The sequence below is a fragment of the Eudoraea chungangensis genome (genome assembly GCF_029360665.1).
In the GTDB taxonomy this organism is placed as follows: domain Bacteria; phylum Bacteroidota; class Bacteroidia; order Flavobacteriales; family Flavobacteriaceae; genus Eudoraea; species Eudoraea chungangensis.
The window spans coordinates 21,297-40,228 of the sequence record NZ_JARDUB010000001.1; the positions used below are offsets into that span (position 1 = coordinate 21,297).

Here is an 18,932-nt window from a genome sequence, read left to right on the forward strand (position 1 = left end):
CAATAAATTGGCCCTAATTCATATTATGACTAAGGCGTTGCTTATTTTTTTATGCTCCAGAATCCATAACAGTTTATCATTTATATTCTAAATTTGCTGGATATGAAAAAGATTATCCCCCCAGAAAAAGGAGATTTTTACCTTTCTAAAGAAGGGTTTCGAGTTTTTACAGAACAATATCATCTAAAAAGAGGGTATTGCTGCGAAAGTGGTTGTAGGCACTGTCCGTATGGATATAATGAACGTAAAATTAAGTCTTAAATATTTGTGTTTTCGGCATGATAATTGAGGCTTATAAGAAAAACAATTGCTCCTATTAAAGCTCGACTTATGAAACGATTTGGCTTATTATTTCCCTTTATACTTTTATTATTAATTCTTCAAGGGTGTTCTTCTATTAGTGTTATTTCTGACTATGATCCCGAGGTTGATTTCAACAACTATAAAACCTATGCTTTTTATAAAACCGGGATAGACAAGGTGAGGATTTCAGACTTAGACAAAAAACGAATTCTACGAGCTATTGAGAAAGAAATGAGTAATAAAGGCTTTATTAAGTCGGAAGACCCAGATGTTTTAGTGAGTATTTTTACCAATGAAAGGGTAGAAGTAAATGTCTATAACGGCGGCTGGGGATACGGTTATGGCTGGGGTTGGGGCTGGCCCGGCTATTACGGGTATTACGGGCCCTATGGATGGCCTGGCTACTATGGTGGAACTGTAAGCACTAGAACAGAAGGAGCTCTTTATATAGATTTAATAGATAAAAAGAAAAGAGCTCTCATTTGGCAGGGAAAAGGTGTTGGCGATCTCTACACCGGACAAAAAATTGAAAAGAAGGAAAAAAGGATTAGAGAGATTGTGGCCAAAATAATGACCCAATATCCGCCGAAGGCCTACGTCGACAACTAATATTTAAACCACCTCACAAGGTGGTTTTTTTGTACCTTTAGAAGACTAAACTTACAAGGAATGACATTTGATAGCAATCCTGTTTTAGACAAGTTACCCAATCACCTAAAACAGTATATAAAGCCACAAAACTATAGTCTTTACACTGCCATAGACCAAGCGGTATGGCGCTATGTAATGCGAAAAAATGTAGCCTATTTAAGCGAAGTTGCACATCCGTCATATCTGGAAGGTTTAAATAAGACCGGTATTTCCGTAGACCAAATTCCAAATATGTACGGAATGAACAGAATTCTAAAAGAAATAGGCTGGGCTGCGGTAGCTGTAGACGGTTTTATACCCCCTTCAGCATTTATGGAATTCCAGGCCTACAATGTTCTGGTTATCGCTTCGGATATAAGACAATTAGAAAATATAGAATACACACCCGCCCCCGATATCATTCATGAAGGTGCCGGACATGCGCCCATTATTGCGAACCCGGAATACGCGGAATACCTGCGACGGTTCGGTGAAATTGGCTCCAAAGCAATTTCAAGCGAGAAAGATTATGAATTATATGAGGCGGTACGCTATTTATCAATAATTAAAGAGGCTTCCGGATCTACAAAAAAAGCCATAAAAGAAGCGGAAGAAAAGATAGAGGTCCTGCAGCAAAACATGGGAGAACCCTCGGAAATGGCTTTAATTCGAAATTTACACTGGTGGACGGTAGAATATGGATTGATTGGTGAAGTATCTAATCCCAAAATCTATGGAGCCGGCCTGCTTTCTTCAATTGGGGAAAGTGCCTGGTGCATGACCGATAAGGTTAGTAAAATTCCGTATTCTATTGAGGCTGCACATACAGCTTTTGACATTACACAGCCGCAACCGCAGCTTTTTGTTACCCCTGATTTTGCTTATTTAAGTCAGGTTCTGGAGGAATTTGCCAATACCATGGGGCTTAGAAAAGGGGGCTTAAAAGGACTAGAAAAGTTGATTAATGCCAAAGCGCTTGGGACCATAGAGTTAAGTACAGGCTTACAGATTTCTGGAATATTTTCCAGGATGATTACACACGAAAACAAGGCGATATATGTTCAGACAACACAGGAAACAGCTTTGGCGTATCGAGAAAGAGAATTAGTTGGCCATGGCATAGACGACCATCCAAAGGGTTTTGGATCTCCTTTGGGAAAATTAAAAGGGATTAATCTTGCTATTGAAGACATGAGTCCAAGAGATCTAAAAGCCTATAACATTTATGAAGGGGAAACAATCTCACTGGAATTTGAGGGAGATATGTTCCTAAGCGGAAAAATAGTAACCGGAACTCGAAACCTAATGGGCAAGATTATCCTTATCAGCTTTGAAAACTGCACCTTAAGACATAAAGATGAAGTACTTTTTGAACCAAGTGATGGCCTCTACCATATGGCTGTGGGGCAAAAGATAATATCTGCCTACAACGGACCAGCAGACCTCTGCAGCTTTAAAATGGTAACGCACGAAATAAGCACTGAGACAATCCAGGAAGACAGCACCAAAGAAAAGGCAAAACTTTGTGCATATTACCAGCAAATAAGAGAGTTCCGCGAAGGAGTAAATAGGACTATTTCTAGAAATAAAGTTTTTAATGTTCTCAAAGAAGAATATCCTTCGGATTGGCTCTTGCCTGTTGAATTATATGAACTGGCAATACTAAACGGCGATAAAAGCTTTTCAGAAAAAATTGTAAAACACTTAGAATCCATTAAGCTTTCAAATCCTAAACTTGGACATTTAATTGATGATGGATTAGCCTTAGTAAAGAATAATATGATCCCTAATTAGAACCATGAGAGGATGTTTAGCCTTTTTGCTTATTTTATTTTATCTGACTGATATGAGTGCACAATCCAAGGTAAATTATGAGGAATCTCAAATTCCTGATTTTGAACTTTGTGATCCTTTGGTATCTTTAAATGGTACGGCTATTAAAAATAGAAAACAATGGGAGGACCTAAGGCGATCCGAAATTTTAAGCTTTTTTGAAAGGGAGGTTTATGGAAAAATTCCTGCTGCACTAGATAACATCTCTTTTAAGTTAATTGAAGAAAAAAAACCTGCATTAAATGGTAAAGCCTATAGAAAACAGATTGAAATAAGACTTCAAAAAAATGATAAGGAATTATCCTTTACGGTTTTAATTTACCTTCCCCAAGATCAAGAAAAAGTTCCGGTATTTTTAGGATTGAACTTCCATGGCAACCATACCGTAATGGAAGACAAAAAAATACTTATCTCCAGTGCCTGGAGCCTAAATAACCAATCGCTAGGGATAGAAAACAATACCTTGGATAGCAAAAGTAGAGGCGGTAGGGCGCATCGATGGTCTATAGATAAGATTTTGGCAGCAGGTATGGGCCTGGCCACCATTTATTACGGAGAAATTGACCCAGATAAAAATGATTTAACCGATGGATTACAGGCCTTGTTTTACCAACCAAATCAAAAACAACCTGCATCCGATGAATGGGGATCTATAGGAGCCTGGGCCTATGGATTAAGCAGAGCGATGGATTATTTACAGACAGACGAGGACGTAGACCCATCCAGGGTAATTGTCTTTGGTCATTCCCGATTAGGGAAGGCAGCACTTTGGGCAGCTGCTGGCGACCCAAGATTTGCCGCAGTTATATCTAATAATTCGGGTTGCGGAGGAGCGGCTTTGTCTAAGAGACGATTTGGGGAAACTATCGCAGCCATTAACACAAACTTTCCCTATTGGTTCTGTGAAAATTATAAACAATTTAATAATGCGGAAGACCTTCTTAGCTTTGATCAACATTGCTTATTATCCCTGATCGCTCCCAGACCACTATATGTGGCCAGTGCTTCAGAAGACCAATGGGCAGATCCCAAAGGAGAATTTCTATCAGCATTTTACGCCAGTCCTGTATATAAACTATATGGCTTGGAAGGAATAACTCAAAAAACACCGCCTAATCTAAACGAACCAATTCAAAATGTAGTAGCGTATCACATTCGAAGTGGAAAACATGAGGTTACGGATTTTGATTGGGAGCAATATATACGCTGGGCGAAAAAAGTACTTCCTTACTAATTTGCCTTAATATATCTTAATTCTTTATAAGGTCTTGGCTAAAACCTTCGTTTACAATTTCATTTCTATAGGTAAGCTTCCATCCCATTGAATTAGTAAGCAGGTAAAACTTGGAAAGCTCACTTAACAATCTCTCTTCTGCATTAGCCTTTAAATTAGAGAGCATCACCTTATCTAAAACAGATTTTCGTACATTCCGCTTTATAATATTATAATCTGTTGCACTAAAAGGATTCAGGTAGTCTGCGTCTATATCGTAGAATTCTAAATCCGGGTTAATCTTAATCTCTAACTCTGGTATATTCCTTATACTCATTGTTTTTGATGCTTCATCTAATTGAAAGTCTAATTGGCGTAAGTCGTAAGCCAAAAGTACTTCGGCATTAACAACCACCAGGGCCTTTTTATCTGCTGTAAACAGAGGTCCAAATAACTCTCTCGAGTCTTTATAGGTATATACCTGAGAGAAATGACCCTCTGTTACCACTAGCTTAGATACATTTTTTATCTCTTCCTGAATTAATTCAGAGTTCTCTTCAATAGACTTCTTGTAAATTTTTCCCTCAACGCAAGACCTAAAAACCAGAACCAACATCAGGGTAATTATTACGCCAAACAGCACTCTTCTCATAGGTCAAAAGTCATAAAAGGATAGTCTTTGGTTATAGCGTTTATCTTCTCTTTTAGCACCTTTAAAAAATTCTGGTGTTTTTTTGAAGATTCGTTAAAAGGTCTATGGGATATAGATTTTTGGATATGATCAACTTCTTTCATGATTTTAGCAGTATTCTCTGCTATCCAAACGAATTTAAATTTTTCCCAGATATATTCTATCCCTAGCTCATTTAAATGTATCAAATCATTTGCATAAAACCTATAATCTCTCAGTTCATCCATAACCAATTCATAAGACGGGAAGTAAAAAATGTTTTCAGCGGCCACTTCCTCCAAAACTGCCCCCAAGGCAGTTATTAAATGCGCTTTGCTTCTCTGGTTCTCTACAAGTCCGTTTTTAATATGTCGTACTGGGGAGATAGTAAAAATAATGGAAACCTGCTTATTTACCTTTCGAATTAGGGAAATAATATGCCGCAGACTTTCTTCAATTAGCCCAGGATTAAGTAATTCTCGCTCAAAATAATTAGATGGCATTTTATGACAATTTACCACTAATTTATCGCCTTTCTTTTCTCTAAAAACCCATGAAGTTCCTAAGGTAATAACAATATGCGATGCCTTTTTTATTTGGGTATTCGTAGTTCTTAAGGCCTGATTTAATTGACCAACTATTTCCAATTTACTATCAGAACGCAGTTGGGAGTGTGCATCAAAGCAAACCCAACTCTCCCCATTAAAGACAAGGTCTTCCTCTCCGTAAAAGTTGTTTTCTAAAGCTCTTTTTATTAGATTTTCTATTCCCGGTGGATGAAAAAGAATTCCAAAAGGATTCTGAATACTTTGGTATTGATAATAGTTTAGTTTTAGCCCAATATTCTCTACAAAGCAAGATCCTAAAAGTAGAAGTTCACTTTTATAGTCTATTTTGTTTTTAGCATGCGATAGAGGCAGTTGCGTTTGTAGATTCATCTTTCCTCTAAACTTACAAACAAAAATCAATCTTAGCTAACATAGCCTTATAATCTGTTTCCAATTGTTCTTCTAGTTGCTCTAGAAAACCCAAAACTCGAAGTAAGCGATCAATTTCTTCACTTTGCAAAGCTTCGGCTGCTTTATTTAATTCCTTCTTTACCAGCCGCTGAATATTGTACATGTTTTCTAAGTCGTATAAACACTCATATCCAAATTCATTTGCAATTCCCATATTTCTTGATGTTTCCCAGGCAATTTCTGTTAAGGCAGTCAACTCCAATTGAATTTGGGTGTCGCCATTATAAAGCACCAGATCTTCTCCAATAGGCATAGAATCTAGAATTACATAAAAGTCAGGGTATTCCTTTTGAAAACTTTGCATCACTTTGCTGCTAACTTCAATATCTCCTTCTTTGTTCTTGGGAAACCCGGCATACTCGCTTATAGCTTTTGGAATCTTAAGGTTAAGATTACGTGATGTCTGCAGTTCGTTTAGATTATTCTGAATCTCTTCTTTAATCTTGGTTACCGCAATTTTCTTGTTCGCCATGGTCTTATTGCTAGCATTCCAATCATTAAACCAAATAGCAAGATTTATTCCTATAAATATCAGAAGCACTTCTCCAATGATATACTTCCAATTCATAGTTCCTGGTTTAAAAAATCTCATATAGTCTAGCTTAGATAATCCTTAAACTTTTCCAAAGCCTCCGGAATTCCACTAGGATTTTTCCCTCCCGCGGTAGCGTAAAAGGCTTGTCCGCCCCCACCGCCTTGTATTAACTTTCCTAAATCACGAACAATTTGGCCCGCGTTTAGATTGCGTTCTGCAACTAGGGGTTTAGATATATAACAACTTAACACCACCTTTCCTTCTTGCTCTGATGCTAGTAATAAAAATAAATCCTGTCTGTTTTGTCCCAGCTCAAAAGCTAAGTCTTTGAGTCCCGAAGCATTTAGGTCTACCTTTTTTGCTAAAAACCCAACACCATCAATCTCTTTTACTTCATGTGCTAAACGCTGCTTTAAATCCCCGGCTTTTTCTTTAAGTAAAGAAGTCACCTCTTTTTTTAATTTAGCATTTTCATCTTGTAAGCTAGTTAAGGCTTTAACAGGATCTTTGGCTCCTTTTAATTGATCCTGAATTTCTTGTAAAATTTTATCATTTTTCTCATACATCATTCTTACCGCATCCCCTGTAACAGCTTCAATACGCCTTATGCCAGCAGCAATAGCGCTTTCTGATACCAATTTAAAATGCCAAATTGCACTGGTATTCTTAACGTGGGTCCCGCCGCAAAGCTCAATAGATTTACCAAAACGAACTGAACGAACCGTATCGCCATATTTTTCGCCAAACAGAGCCATTGCGCCTTCTTCAAGAGCCTCACTTACAGGCACATTTCGTTTTTCTTCTAAGGGAATTTGAGATGCAATTCTTGCATTTACAAAGCCTTCAACCTCATCTAGCTCTTCGTCTGTCATTTTTGTATAATGAGAAAAATCGAACCTTAGATAATTGGCCATAACTGCAGAGCCCTTCTGTTCCACATGATTTCCCAAAACTTGCCTTAAAGCTTGGTGTAATAAGTGCGTTGCCGAATGGTTCTTAGATACTCTTTCGCGATATAAACTATCTACTACAGCGGTTAAGGTTTCTGAAGTATGTACGGGTAAATTCTTAGCAAAATGAAGAATTTCATTATTCTCTTTTTTAGTATCCAGAATATAAACTACATCTCCGTTTGGAACTTCTAGGTATCCTTTGTCTCCGGCCTGTCCGCCTCCCTCCGGATAAAAAGGAGTTAGATTAAAAACCATTTGGTAGAGCACCCCTTCCTTCTTAGAAACAACCTTTCTGTATTTCACCAATTTAACACGGGTTTTAAGCAAGTCGTAACCCACAAACTCCTGCTCCACATCGTCCATTAAAATGGTCCAGTCCTCCTTAGAAACTTCAGAAGCTGCTCTGGATCTATTTTTTTGCTCCTTCATGGCTGCCTCAAAACCTTCCCTGTCCAAGGTGAAACCTTTTTCGCTGAGAATAAGAGAGGTAAGGTCTATTGGAAATCCATAGGTATCGTATAACTCAAAAGCTTTTCTACCATCAATTACTTTTTCCGAGGCGTTATTCAACACATTGTCTAATAAGAATAAACCTTGCTCCAAGGTTTTTAAGAAGGAAGATTCTTCTTCTCTGACAACATTTTCAATACCATTTCTAAATTCAATCAACTCCGGATAAGCGTCTCCAAGTATGGAACCTAAAGATCCTATTAAACGGAACATAAAGGGCTCTTTGGTATCTAAAAAGGTAAAGCCATAACGTATAGCCCTTCTTAGAATTCGTCTTATTACATAACCAGCTCCTGTATTACTGGGCAATTGTCCATCTGCTATGGAAAAAGCTACCGCTCTTACATGATCTGCTATTACCCTAATAGCAATATCCGTTTCCTCCCTCCTGCCATAGGTCTTATCTGTTATGGTTTCTATTTCTCTAATTAAAGGAGTAAAAATATCGGTATCGTAGTTAGAGGTAACATTTTGTAAAACCATACAAAGGCGCTCAAATCCCATCCCGGTATCTACGTGTTTCTGCGGCAATGCCTCTAGAGCACCGCTCGCCTTTCTGTTATATTGAATAAATACCAAGTTCCAGATCTCTACTACCAAAGGATGATCCTGATTAACGAGACTTGCGCCATCTACCTGGGCTTTTTCTTCTTGAGATCTTAAATCAACATGAATTTCTGAAGAAGGCCCACAGGGACCTTGGTCTCCCATTTCCCAGAAGTTATCCTTTTTGTTTCCCTTTATTATCTGATTTTCCGGGAGAATATTCTTCCATAGAAGAAAGGCCTCTTCATCCATTTCCAGCTGATCCGCGTCTGTAGAACCTTCAAAAACAGTTACGTATAAACTGTTCTTATCTATTTGGCATACCTGGGTTAAGAATTCCCAGGCCCATTGAATTGCTTCTTCTTTAAAGTAGTCTCCAAAACTCCAATTACCGAGCATTTCGAACATGGTATGGTGATAGGTATCTTTACCTACTTCCTCCAAATCGTTGTGTTTTCCGCTTACCCTTAGGCACTTCTGGGTATCTGCAACTCTGGGGTTTTTGATAGGGCTGTTCCCTAAAAAAAATTCCTTGAATTGATTCATACCAGCATTGGTGAACATCAAAGTAGGGTCGTCCTTGATCACCATAGGAGCCGAAGGCACTATCTTGTGGTTCTTTTCTTTAAAAAAAGTTAAAAATTTAGCTCTTATCTCCTTGGAAGTCATGTAAAATGGCAAGGTTTTATTAATTTTATCCTATTGTACAAAACAATCTTTATATTTGTTTGTTTTGATATTTGTAATGCACAAAAATAGGATAAAATCCATACATGTCTAAGGTAAAATACTATTACGATCCAGACACGCTTTCTTACCGAAAGATAGAACCTAAGAAATCTAAGCGATACAGAAATTTATTTCTCTTTGTACTTGGTTCTTTTATCTCAGGAATATTGGGACTAATCCTGCTTCTAAATACTAATTTTCTCAATACCCCCAGAGAGCTTTCCCTTGAAAGAGAGGCCAAAAATTATGAGCTGCAGTTTGAGTTGCTCAATAGAAAAATGGAACAAATAGAATATGTTCTGGGAAATATTGAGGATAGAGACAACAATATTTACCGTTTGTATTTTGAAGCAAACCCCATCCCGGAGGAACAACGAAAAGCTGGGTTTGGTGGGGTTAACCGATATAAATCGCTGGAAGGGTTTAACAATTCAGATATGATTATTGCTACCACTAAGCGACTAGACATTATTCAGAAGCAAATGGTTGTGCAGTCCAAGTCTCTGGATGAGATTACCAAATTAGCGGAGGAAAAAGAAAAGCTTCTAGCCGCCATCCCGGCTATTCAACCAATAAACAATGAAGAAATGACTAGAATGGCATCTGGATATGGATGGCGTTCTGATCCTTTTACCAAAGCCAGGAAAATGCATTGGGGAATGGATTTTACGGCGCCAAAGGGCACCCCTATTTACGCCTCTGGAGATGGGGTGATAGCCAGGGCAGACAACCGGGCTTCCGGATTTGGCAAACATATAAGAATAGACCATGGCTATGGTTATATTAGCATTTACGCACACCTGAGCAAATACAATGTGAAAAGAAGACAAAAGGTAAAGCGCGGAGACCTAATTGGTTTTGTGGGAAGCACAGGGCGTTCAGAGGCTCCACATTTGCATTACGAAGTATGGAAAGATGGGGATAAAATCAATCCAATAAATTTCTACTACGGCAGTTTATCCGCAGAGGAATTTCAGAGTATGCTGAAATACGCAACCCAAGAAAATCAATCATTAGATTAATGTATATAGAGCTTCCAGAAAAAAGGTATTATGGCATTGGTGAAGTAGCCAAAGCTTTTAATGTAAATACTTCTCTAATCCGTTTTTGGGAAAAAGAGTTCGATGTGATTCAGCCTAAGAAAAATGCCAAGGGCAATAGAAAGTTTACCCCAAAGGACATTCAAAATCTCCAGCTAATTTATCATCTGGTAAAAGAGAGAGGATTTACCTTAGAAGGGGCCAAAACACATCTAAAGGAAGAACGGCAAAAAACACTTTCTAATTTTGACATAATTCAAAAATTGGAACGAATTAAGGTGGAACTGACTAAAATAAAGAATCAACTTTAAGTAATTTTTAAACCCAGACAAAATGAAAAAATGGTTAATCCCTGTAATAATTCTCGTAGTAATTGCCTTTGGTTTCTACCGATGGGCTGTAGGATTTAACAATACTGCTGTTGAATATGAAGCCAATGCAAAAACTGCCTGGTCTAATGTGGAAAGTTCTTATCAGAGAAGAAACGATCTAATTGGAAATTTAGTGAAAACGGTGCAGGGAGCGGCGGATTTTGAAAGAGGGACCCTAACGGATGTAATAGAAGCTAGAGCAAAAGCTACGTCTACCACAATTGATGCCAATAACTTAAGCCCAGAAAAACTAGCCGCCTTCCAGGAGGCCCAGTCAGGATTGTCCTCTGCTCTCTCCAGGTTATTAGTGACTGTAGAGCGGTATCCGGATTTAAAGGCAAATCAGAACTTTCTGGAATTACAGTCCCAACTAGAAGGAACAGAAAACAGAATTAATGTTGCACGAGATCGTTTTAACGAACAAGTAAACATCTATGACATTCATATATCCAAATTTCCAAATAGTGTTTTAGCCGGTTGGTTTGGGTTCGACGACATGGCCCGTTATTCAGCCGATCCAGGATCTGAAAACGCCCCGGATGTTGACTTCGATTTTAATTAGCCTACCCTATGTCTCAAGTAGAAGATTTTTTAACTGCCGAAGAAGAGAAGGAGATAATTAACTCTATCTTAAAAGCAGAAAGAAAAACTTCCGGGGAGATAAGAGTACATATTGAGCCAACCACTTCTTTAAATCATTTTAAAAGGGCAGAAGAGGTATTTGCACTTTTAAAAATGGAGAATACCCGAGACCGTAATGGCGTACTTATCTATGTAGCCGTAAGAGACCGAAAATTTGTGATTATTGGAGATAAAGGAATTAATGAGGTCGTACCTGAAGGATTTTGGGATAGCACCAAAGAAATTATACAACACGAGTTTAAGAAAGGGGAATATAAAAAGGGCATAATTGAAGGAGTCCTGCGAGCCGGGAGAGAATTAAAAGGGCATTTTCCCTGGAAACCGGATGATACAAATGAATTGAGCAATGAGATTTCTAAAGGTTAGCGTACTCTTTATTTTACTGGGATGTGTTAAGGTCACAGCACAGTTTACAATTCCCGATAAGCCTTCAAATCAGACCAGTGTATACGACTATATATCCCTCTTGTCGCCCGGACAAAAGTCACAGTTAGAGAATAAACTTATTCGATACTCGGATAGCACCTCAACCCAAATCGTCGTTGCCATAATTAGTTCCACCGAAGGAGAAAACATTAATTATTTAGGGGCGCAATGGGGGCAGAAATGGGGCATTGGGCAGGCCGAAGAAGACAATGGCATACTTGTACTCCTGGCTAAAAACGACAGGCGTATAGCCATTAATACTGGATATGGAGTGGAGGATCGTCTTACCGATGCATACTCTAAAAGAATCATAGAAACAGTTATTATCCCCAGGTTTAAAGAAGGAGATTATTACGCTGGATTAGACAGTGGATGTGATGCAATTTTTGCCGTTCTGAACGGGGCCTTTAAAGGGGAAAGAGAATCGGGGAATAGCGGCGATGAATTTCCTTTACGAGCCTTTTTACCAATTATTATCTTTATTATCATCATGATTATCCTCAGCAGTAAAAACCGGAATAACCGAGGAAAAGGAGGAGGTCGCAAAAGGGGTTTTGATATATGGGATGCCATCATACTAAGTAATATGGGCCGTGGAGGTTATAAAGGGTCATCGGGTGGCTTTGGTAGTGGAGGCGGCTTCGGTGGAGGCGGCTTTGGCGGTGGTTTCGGCGGAGGCGGCTTCGGTGGAGGTGGTGCCTCTGGAGGCTGGTAATATTCCTTTTACTATTCTATTTCTTTCGCATATAAATGGTTACAGGTACCCCCTGAAAGTCGAAATTCTCTCGAAGTTTATTCTCCAGGAAACGCTTATAAGGATCTCGGATATATTGCGGCAAATTACAGAAAAAAGCGAACTGAGGATAATTGGTCGGCAGCTGCGTAATAAACTTAATTTTAACATATTTTCCCTTGTAAGCTGGTGGAGGAGTATGCTCAATAATGGGTAGCAAAACATCATTAAGCTTTCTGGTAGGAATTCTTTTTGATCTATTCTCATAAACCGTTACTGCAGTTTCTATAGCCTTAAAAATTCGCTGTTTGGTTAAGGCCGAAATAAAAAGAATAGGCACATCGGTAAAAGGTTCAATTGCTTTCTTAATTCTTTGGGTATATTCTTTAACGGCATGGGTATCCTTCTCTACCAGATCCCACTTATTTACCAAAATAACCACTCCCTTATTATTTCTTTGTGCTAACCAAAAAATATTTTCAACCTGCCCATCAAATCCTCTGGTGGCATCAAAAACCAAAAGACATACATCACAGTGTTCAATAGCGCGTACCGATCGCATTACACTATAAAACTCAAGATCTTCCTTCACCTTGGCCTTTCGCCTTATTCCCGCGGTATCAACTAAATTAAACTCAAATCCAAAACGGTTGTACTTTGTGTCAATGCTATCCCTGGTGGTTCCGGCAATATCTGTAACAATATAGCGGTCTTCGCCAATCAAGGCATTAATAAAAGACGACTTACCGGCATTAGGTCGGCCAACGACTGCAAAACGAGGCAGTTCATCATCTTCCTCAACCGTATCAGGTAAAACTTCTACAAGAGCATCTAAAAGTTCCCCGGTGCCACTTCCATTAATACTGGAAAGATTATAATAATCGCCGAGGCCTAAAGCGTAAAACTCAACAGCATCTTCCGCCCGCTTTGCATTATCTACTTTATTTACAGCTAAAAATACTGGCTTTTTTGAACGGCGGAGCAACTGAGCCACATCTTCGTCCATACCGGTAATACCAGACTCAACGTCTACCATAAAAATTATAGCATCTGCTTCTTGAATTGCTAATTCTACCTGCTTATCTATCTCTTGCTCAAAAATATCATCACTTCCAACAACATAACCCCCGGTGTCTATTAAAGAAAAATCCTTGCCATTCCAGTCGCTTTTACCATAGTGCCTGTCACGGGTAACCCCGCTAACCGCATCAACAATTGCTTCGCGTCTTTGAATTAAACGATTAAAGAAAGTGGATTTACCAACATTTGGCCTACCCACAATGGCTACAATAGCACCCATAGGATATATTTAGTGGGCAAAGTTAGGTTAAAGGAACTAGATAAAAAATAAAACAAGCCTACAAGATAGTTCCACTATGAGACTTGTATTGGAGAGCTTAAAAATCACTGGTGATAAAAAGTCGTGAAGACGTATGTTTATTACCCGCCAAATAACTATCCCCAGCCACTCTTTGGGAAATGACCTGGGCCGGAGAACCATATGCGGTAACAAATTCAGGAACATCGTCTACAAGCAAAGACCCGGCCCCAATTACCGAGTGTTTTCCAATAGTAATGTTTTCTATAACTCTGGCTCCCAAAGCCAAGACAGAATGCTGTCCCATCCATAGGCTACCACCAGTAATTACCCCGGGAGAAAGGCTAGAATAGCTTTCCATATGCCCGTCATGTCCTAAGCTTGAAGAGGTATTAAGGATACAGAAATCCCTAATTACAGCATTCGCATTCACTACTACCCCAGGCATTATAACCGTACCAATTCCGATTTGCACTTCCCTGCCAATAGTTGCTGCCGGATGCACAATTGAAATAAAAGTAATATTTGGCAAAATCTTTTTAATTCTATCTACCAATATCTTACGGACCCAATTATCTCCTATCGCCACAAACACCCCTTCTATAGTAAATTTATCTGCTATAAAGGGTAAGTCTAACTCATTCCCCAAGATTTCATAACCGTTATGTTGCAGACCCTTTTTTTTATAAGAATCCATAAAACCCATCATTTTATACTTACCTTCCTTTTCTAAGCAGTCTAAGACAACACTACCATGTCCGGAGGCTCCAAAAATGAGGACGTTTTTCATAGATTTATTAAAAAATGTGTATTTCGTCGGATTTTTTATACACTTTATCGATAAAACGAAGATATAAAAAGATTTTAAATGGATGGGGATGTTTTTGAATTTGACTAAAAAAAAGTAACTTTTTAAGATTAATACAGTCGGATTTAAGGTTTTTTAGAAGGCATCTTCACAAAAAATAGGTATCTTAAGAAAACAATCTAACGTAATCATGAAGGCGCTACCCAATGATATTGTGTTGCGGCCTCGTTTCCAATTAGAACTTAAGAGAGCCAAAGAAGAAGCTCTTAATACCATGGAAGAGGCAAGCAACGATTTATATGTGGTAAAAAGAATAGACGACCACATTTTTATTAAGTTCCCAAAAAAAACAATTCATTTTTGGTCGCCTCAGCTGCATTTAGAAATAAATGAATCGGACGAAGGCCAGTGCAAAGTATACGGGCTTTTTGGCCCCAACCCTACCCTTTGGACATTTTTTATGTTTCTACATTTTGGCGTAGCCACCTTTTTTATGATTTTGGGAATCTGGGCATACTCCAGTGCCTCCTTAGGCAAACCATACGGTCTTCAACTTGGAGCAATGTTCCTTATGGTGGTACTATGGTTTGTACTTTATGGCTTCGGTAGAGCCGGGAGAAAAAAGGGGAAGCCTCAGATGATAGAATTATTTCAGTTTATGCGCGAAGTACTACAAATCAGTTAAAAAACTATTCGTATCCAAATCGACGGAGCTGTCTTGCATTGGAACGCCAATTCTTATTCACTTTTACAAAGAGTTCTATATGCACCTGTTTGTCAAAGAATTTTTCTAAATCTTTTCGTGCGGCTATACCTACTCGTTTTAATGCGTTTCCCTTATGGCCAATGATAATCCCTTTTTGCGAATCTCTCTCCACCATGATAACCGATCTTATGCGAATAATTTCCTCGTCTTCTAAAAACTCTTCCGTTTCTATTTCAACAGAATATGGAATTTCTTTTTTGTAGTGTTCTAAAATTTTCTCTCGAATAATCTCATTTACAAAAAAGCGTTCAGGTTTGTCGGTTAATTGGTCTTTAGGAAAATACGGAGGTGCAACAGGTAAAAGTTCTAATATTCTATTAAAGATTGGTTTTACATTAAACTTCGTCAATGCCGATAATGGATGGATTTCTGCTCTGGGCAATTGTTCCTGCCAGTATTGTATTTGACTTTCCAAAATCTCCTGCGTTGCAGTATCTATTTTATTGAGAAGCAGCAATACTGGAATTTTTGATTGCTGAAGACGTTCTAAAAAAGCTTCATCTTTAAGACCCTTTTCACCTATTTCTACCATGTAAAGTAATACATCCGCATCTTCGAATGCAGATTTCACAAAATTCATCATAGAATCTTGTAACTGGTAAGCCGGTTTAATTATTCCGGGAGTATCGGACAAAATCATCTGAAAATCCTCCCCGTTTACTATACCCAGGATCCTGTGCCGTGTGGTTTGCGCTTTAGCCGTTATAATCGACAATTTCTCGCCAACGAAGGCATTCATTAAGGTAGACTTTCCAACATTAGGATTTCCTATTATGTTTACGTAACCCGCTTTATGTTTTTCCATCTTGCAATTGTTTGAAGTATTTCTTGGAGGCTGCGTTTACTTTGGGTGCCAAATAGAGCACTGCTATCATATTGGGAATCACCATTAAGGCATAGGATAAATCAATTAGGTTTTTAACCAAATCTAAAGAAGCCACCGCAGCAAAAACAATCATAATCACAAAATATATATTATAATATCTGCCAATCTTTGCATTGGTTAAAAAGGACAAACTCTTTACTCCATAATACGAATACGTAAATAAGGTAGACAAGGCAAAGGCCGTTACAATGATCATCAGAAGCTCGTCACCGAAGCCAAAAAGTGTTCTTTTAAAAGCGGTTAAGGTCATTACAATACCGCTACCATCCTCCAAATATGCCCCACTTAATATAATAACTACAGCGGTAAACGTACAAACCAGAATAGTGTCTATAAAAGGCCCCAACATAGCTACAAGGCCTTCTTTTATTGGCTGCTCATTTTTAGACTGTCCGTGATACATTGGAGCACTACCCAAACCAGCTTCATTAGAAAACATTGCCCGTCTAATACCAATAATTACCAAACCCCAAAACCCACCTGTTACAATAGTCTTAAAATTCCAGGCTTCCGTAATAATCATTTTTAAAGCAGGCAGTATCTCCGAGGAATTCATTCCCATGACCACCAGGACAGCCAAGAGATAAACAAATACCATAAAGGGTACAATGGCAGAAGCAACCTTAGCAATATTCGTAAGGCCTCCAAATATGACAAAAGAAGTGATAATCGCCAGAACCAAGCCAATAAGTAATTTCCAATTAAAATCAGAGATTGCCCATAAGGTTTCCTGCGGGTTTACCACGCTCATAAAGGTCTCCGTAAATTGATTAGCCGTAAAAACACCCAAAAATCCAAAGAGGCCACAAATACAGAAAAAAACGGCGAGAGGTCTGGCCTTCTTACCCATTCCCTGGGTAATGTAATACATAGGACCTCCCTGAAGCTTTCCCTCCGAGTCTGTTCCTCTAAACATTATTGCCAAACTACAGGAATAGAATTTTATACACATCCCAATAAGGGCCGTAACCCAGATCCAGAATACCACTCCGGGACCACCGTCATGTATCGCTATGGCCACTCCCGAAATATTCCCGAGACCCACGGTAGCGGCTACAGCAGCCGATAAGGCCTGAAAAGAACTCACCTCACCTTTCGCCTTTTTATTGTCGTACTTTCCGGCAGTAATGGCAATGGCATGTCCAAAGTATCGATAGGGAAGAAAGCCGGAATAAAAAACCAGGAAAAGACCCCCGCCTATAAGTAGAATAAACATTGGCCATTCCGTAAAAGGGATAAGATTTTTAAAAAAAGTATTGAGTGTGTCCATGCTATTATTGATATCCGAAGGTAGGCATTTTAGGGAACGAAGGGAAAGACCAAACCTAAATAATTCTTTCTAGAAGTTTTGATTAAACAAATAAACCATCGTATATTTGCCGTCCACATCGCGGGGTAGAGCAGTAGGTAGCTCGTCGGGCTCATAACCCGAAGGTCACTGGTTCGAGTCCAGTTCCCGCTACTAGTAATGATAAGGCTTCACAGAAATGTGAGGCCTTTTTTTATGCGCTGGGTACAACATAGGTACAACATTTATAGGTTTTTACAACATTATTTGTATTGATACCAATTGTTTCTATTTACTCTTAACTTCTATGAATTTTCAGTTAGAATAATAAATTTCACGTAATCATAGAGACAGAATTTAACTATTCTAGCTATTAATACCTGCTTTTTCTACTACGATAACGTTCATCTCTTATTTCAGCAAAATAACCAGATAACCTATAGGATTTAGCGTGTTGTGTTTGTTTCAAAAAAGATAAATTAGGATGAAGCATAAATGGAGTTCTATGATGCTGGACTGTAATAGATTCAGTTTCATCATCATTTATTGTTGGCTTAAACTGTTTTAATTCCAACTTTTTTTGATTCTGGAATTTTTTAGACCTCTCAAGTAATTTTTCAAATTGAAAGTCCGATACATTAGATGTACCGTATAGAGCCTCATTTGCATAAAGGCACGTTAAACTATTAAAAAACTCAACATCAGTTTCATTTATTTGGATTTTACTAAACTGTTTTCTATTTCCTATCTTATATACTTTGGGGTCATACATCACCAAAATCAAGTCTGGAGCAAGAGGATAAAATATCTGTAGACCTTTGCTAGCCATACCACAATGCCCATATGGGAAGTTGCGTGATTCTAAAAACTGATTGTATTTGGAAACTGGATTGTCGCTCGTAATAATTTCCTTAGAAGTCTCATTAAAAAGAAGCTTAATTTGCATATCCATCATCATAGGTAGACTTTTGAGTAAGATGTCTAATGTTTTTTCTATAGCATCATCATATGCGAAAAAATGGGTGTCGTATTTGAAATCTTTAAATTTAGGTTCAAATTTCATTATAGCTTTCAATGATTTATCAACCATATCATTGAATTCATCAGCATTAGCTCTGGTTCTATAAGCTTGAAGCAAAATAAACATCCATATCCAGTAATATTCATCAGACTTATTTTTAGGCAAAACTTTTGTTTTAACTACCTCTTTGAGAATAACAGAAGTTTTGTCTTCAATGTTTCCAAACCATTCTTCCCTTTCTAAATCTTTTCCATAAAAATAATCCTCTTGTGCTTGATTTTGTAAATCTGCATTTTGAATAATCTTATCTGTTTTTTTTAAGCACAATTTTATTCTTTTTTGATTAGCTACGGTGCTAAAAAATTTAAGATAAAATTTAGGGACATAATGTTGCTTCTTTTTTTCTGGCATAAATTTTTTAATGTAATGACAATTTAAAAATCTTATTGTTTTTTAATCAATAAATTAGAATGTTTCTTTTGCGCTTATAACTTGAACTTATAGAATTGTCTATTGGTAAATATTAGATTTCTAATCTCATAAACCACTCAGCACATTCCCCTACATTCCGAAAAAACTACATTCCAGGAAAAGAGCTTCACTATATAAGTCTTGGACACAATCCCCAATTTCGGCTGTCCATTCCGTTAACCCTTCCCGATGCTCTGGGAAGGAACACTACATTCCCGAGC

Annotated in this window: 19 protein-coding genes and 1 tRNA gene; 11 read left to right on the forward strand and 9 right to left on the reverse strand. The window is 38.1% G+C overall.

Annotation, left to right across the window (positions count from 1 at the left end):
- Positions 1-102: 102 nt before the first annotated feature.
- The 4 genes from PXG98_RS00100 (at position 103) to PXG98_RS00115 (ending at position 4,000) form a co-directional block, all read left to right on the forward strand.
- On the forward strand, positions 103-261 hold the full coding sequence (locus PXG98_RS00100; RefSeq protein ID WP_276388236.1) for a C1orf53 family protein: 159 nt from the start codon (positions 103-105) through the stop codon (positions 259-261).
- A gap of 69 nt (positions 262-330) precedes the next feature.
- Positions 331-912 carry a DUF4136 domain-containing protein gene (locus tag PXG98_RS00105; protein WP_276388237.1) on the forward strand — a complete coding sequence of 194 codons (582 nt, stop codon included), beginning with the start codon at positions 331-333 and terminating at the stop codon, positions 910-912.
- Positions 913-972: 60 nt separating this feature from the next.
- Positions 973-2,727, forward strand: coding sequence for an aromatic amino acid hydroxylase (locus tag PXG98_RS00110; protein ID WP_276388238.1), 1,755 nt, complete (start codon positions 973-975; stop codon positions 2,725-2,727).
- A 52-nt stretch (positions 2,728-2,779) separates the two neighbouring features.
- A complete protein-coding gene (locus PXG98_RS00115) occupies positions 2,780-4,000 on the forward strand; it encodes a dienelactone hydrolase family protein (RefSeq protein WP_276388239.1) in 1,221 nt (406 codons plus the stop codon).
- A 16-nt stretch (positions 4,001-4,016) separates the two neighbouring features.
- Here the strand turns inward: PXG98_RS00115 and PXG98_RS00120 are convergent, their stop codons facing one another.
- The 4 genes from PXG98_RS00120 to alaS are packed head-to-tail and all read right to left on the reverse strand — an operon-like array spanning position 4,017 to position 8,881.
- Entirely contained in the window at positions 4,017-4,631 is a 615-nt protein-coding gene (locus PXG98_RS00120; RefSeq protein ID WP_276388240.1) for a DUF4230 domain-containing protein, read from the reverse strand.
- Positions 4,628-5,587: a GSCFA domain-containing protein gene (locus tag PXG98_RS00125; RefSeq protein ID WP_276388241.1), complete on the reverse strand. Its 960-nt coding sequence runs from the start codon at positions 5,585-5,587 to the stop codon at positions 4,628-4,630. The genes PXG98_RS00120 and PXG98_RS00125 overlap by 4 nt, the downstream gene beginning before the upstream one ends.
- A gap of 13 nt (positions 5,588-5,600) precedes the next feature.
- The gene (locus tag PXG98_RS00130; RefSeq protein WP_276388243.1) at positions 5,601-6,260 is read right to left on the reverse strand and encodes a hypothetical protein; all 660 of its coding nucleotides are present in this window, start codon (positions 6,258-6,260) and stop codon (positions 5,601-5,603) included.
- Positions 6,261-6,265: 5 nt separating this feature from the next.
- Positions 6,266-8,881, reverse strand: a complete 2,616-nt coding sequence (alaS, locus tag PXG98_RS00135) for an alanine--tRNA ligase (protein WP_276388244.1) — start codon at positions 8,879-8,881, stop codon at positions 6,266-6,268.
- A gap of 104 nt (positions 8,882-8,985) precedes the next feature.
- On the opposite strand from alaS, the gene PXG98_RS00140 reads away from it, so the two are divergent.
- From PXG98_RS00140 to PXG98_RS00160, 5 genes are read left to right on the forward strand one after another with little or no spacing between them, the layout of a single operon-like run.
- Positions 8,986-9,963: a M23 family metallopeptidase gene (locus PXG98_RS00140; protein ID WP_276388245.1), complete on the forward strand. Its 978-nt coding sequence runs from the start codon at positions 8,986-8,988 to the stop codon at positions 9,961-9,963.
- Positions 9,963-10,292, forward strand: coding sequence for a MerR family transcriptional regulator (locus PXG98_RS00145; protein ID WP_276388246.1), 330 nt, complete (start codon positions 9,963-9,965; stop codon positions 10,290-10,292). The genes PXG98_RS00140 and PXG98_RS00145 overlap by 1 nt, the downstream gene beginning before the upstream one ends.
- Before the next feature lie 22 nt (positions 10,293-10,314).
- Positions 10,315-10,914 carry a LemA family protein gene (locus PXG98_RS00150; RefSeq protein WP_276388247.1) on the forward strand — a complete coding sequence of 200 codons (600 nt, stop codon included), beginning with the start codon at positions 10,315-10,317 and terminating at the stop codon, positions 10,912-10,914.
- 8 nt (positions 10,915-10,922) lie between these two features.
- Entirely contained in the window at positions 10,923-11,360 is a 438-nt protein-coding gene (locus PXG98_RS00155) for a TPM domain-containing protein (RefSeq protein ID WP_276388248.1), read from the forward strand.
- Positions 11,341-12,135 (forward strand): TPM domain-containing protein, encoded by a 795-nt coding sequence (locus PXG98_RS00160; RefSeq protein WP_276388249.1) that lies wholly within the window; start codon positions 11,341-11,343, stop codon positions 12,133-12,135. The genes PXG98_RS00155 and PXG98_RS00160 overlap by 20 nt, the downstream gene beginning before the upstream one ends.
- 16 nt (positions 12,136-12,151) lie before the next feature.
- On the opposite strand, the gene der is transcribed toward PXG98_RS00160, so the two are convergent.
- Positions 12,152-13,453: a ribosome biogenesis GTPase Der gene (der, locus tag PXG98_RS00165; RefSeq protein ID WP_276388251.1), complete on the reverse strand. Its 1,302-nt coding sequence runs from the start codon at positions 13,451-13,453 to the stop codon at positions 12,152-12,154.
- A gap of 97 nt (positions 13,454-13,550) precedes the next feature.
- Positions 13,551-14,261, reverse strand: a complete 711-nt coding sequence (locus PXG98_RS00170) for an acetyltransferase (protein ID WP_276388253.1) — start codon at positions 14,259-14,261, stop codon at positions 13,551-13,553.
- Between the two features lie 208 nt (positions 14,262-14,469).
- Here PXG98_RS00170 and PXG98_RS00175 point away from each other — a divergent pair, with 208 nt between their 5' ends.
- The gene (locus PXG98_RS00175) at positions 14,470-14,964 is read left to right on the forward strand and encodes a GTP-binding protein (protein ID WP_276388254.1); all 495 of its coding nucleotides are present in this window, start codon (positions 14,470-14,472) and stop codon (positions 14,962-14,964) included.
- A 4-nt stretch (positions 14,965-14,968) separates the two neighbouring features.
- On the opposite strand, the gene era is transcribed toward PXG98_RS00175, so the two are convergent.
- Entirely contained in the window at positions 14,969-15,850 is an 882-nt protein-coding gene (gene era, locus PXG98_RS00180) for a GTPase Era (RefSeq protein WP_276388255.1), read from the reverse strand.
- Positions 15,837-17,201: an alanine/glycine:cation symporter family protein gene (locus tag PXG98_RS00185; protein WP_276388256.1), complete on the reverse strand. Its 1,365-nt coding sequence runs from the start codon at positions 17,199-17,201 to the stop codon at positions 15,837-15,839. The genes era and PXG98_RS00185 overlap by 14 nt, the downstream gene beginning before the upstream one ends.
- A gap of 119 nt (positions 17,202-17,320) precedes the next feature.
- On the opposite strand from PXG98_RS00185, the gene PXG98_RS00190 reads away from it, so the two are divergent.
- A tRNA-Met gene (locus PXG98_RS00190) sits at positions 17,321-17,393 on the forward strand.
- A 199-nt stretch (positions 17,394-17,592) separates the two neighbouring features.
- Here PXG98_RS00190 and PXG98_RS00195 read toward each other — a convergent pair.
- A complete protein-coding gene (locus PXG98_RS00195; RefSeq protein WP_276388258.1) occupies positions 17,593-18,651 on the reverse strand; it encodes a DUF4238 domain-containing protein in 1,059 nt (352 codons plus the stop codon).
- Positions 18,652-18,932 lie beyond the last annotated feature (281 nt).